At 35.2% G+C, this 1,290-nt stretch carries 1 protein-coding gene; it reads left to right on the top strand.

Annotation, left to right across the window (positions count from 1 at the left end; all coding sequences use genetic code 11):
- The first annotated feature begins 3 nt into the window (after nucleotides 1-3).
- Nucleotides 4-951 (top strand): N-acetyltransferase family protein, encoded by a 948-nt coding sequence (locus AC1DTM_RS27010; RefSeq protein WP_477001331.1) that lies wholly within the window; start codon nucleotides 4-6, stop codon nucleotides 949-951.
- Nucleotides 952-1,290 lie beyond the last annotated feature (339 nt).

The raw sequence follows: 1,290 nt of genomic DNA, 5'->3' as shown, positions 1-1,290 counted from the left end.
TGTATGCGGAACTTAGTAAACAATCTAAATGTTAAAGCGACTATACAAGAAGATTTACAACAAATTTTAAAACTATGTACAATTTATGATCAAGCTATGTACGGTGAAATTGATACAACGGTAGAGGACATTACTAACTCATGGAAAGGTATTGATGTTAGTAAAAGCTCTTATGTTGTTATGAATGAAGAAGAAATAATCGCTTATGGAATTTTGACAGGAAATGAAGGGGAGTTTCCATCTGCCGTATTTGTAAACCCTGATTATATAAATCAAGAAATTGAACATGTAATATGGTCAAAGCTTGAAGAGCGTGCTACGGAGCTTGTTAGTAATTCGTCTTGCTCGAATGGCACGATTGTAACACAAGCAAATAATTTCTATGAGGAAAAAGTGTTAAGAGAAGGTGGTTTTATTCCAACGCGTATATGGTGGGGGATGGAGATTGAATTGAACTCAAATATACCAACACCACTATGGCCAAATGGTGTTACAGTGCGACATTACATACCTGGTGTGGATGATGAGAGATTACATCAAGCTTTTAATGAAGCCTTTGCAGACCACTGGAACTCACAACCTTCTACGTTAGAAGAGTTTTTGCAACGTACTGAAAGAGATGGGTTTCATCCTACACTATGGTCACTAGCCATGCTTGATGATGAAGTAGTTGGCTTTATCTTTAGTAAAAAGGCTACTGACAATAAAGCTGAAATTACTCATTTAGGTGTAAGGCGTTCTAAGCGGAAACAAGGATTAGGATTAGCGCTGCTACATCATGCATTCGGTCAATTGTACGAAGAGGGGATTTCAAAAGTGCATCTGAATGTAGATTCTGAGAATATTACAGGAGCACCTCGCGTATATGAAGCAGCTGGAATGGAAGTACAGAGTAAATTTGTTCGTTTTGATAAGGAAGTTTTGTTGGAAAATAAAGAAGAAGTCCAGTGATGAATTGCTGGGCTTCTTTGCTTTTTTATTACTAAGAATCACTTTTCAGAAATGAGAATTGAGTGATTAAGTGTGGACGGATGCATCTGGTATGCAAAGGTAGGTAATTTTACTAATATATTAAATCCTTCAGTGGGTGTGTACGCAGAACGAATAGAAAAGGTGAAAGTAAGATTTTAGATGATGATAGAAATAGAAATGAAATTCATTTAAATGGTGGAAAAGTGTATTATAAACAATACATATTAATGTGTATGTGATAAATAACCGAGGTGGATATTTTCTCCTCAGTTATTTATATTGTAATAATATTCATACTAGAATCATATTGAATAGATG

The organism is Bacillus sp. P4_D3 (assembly GCF_056401855.1).
This window is presented reverse-complemented; position numbering and strand designations above follow the sequence as displayed.

Coding starts and splice junctions, on each gene's coding strand:
- AC1DTM_RS27010 (WP_477001331.1), top strand. CDS start 4: ATGCGGAACTTAGTAAACAATCTAAATGTTAAAGCGACTATACAAGAA.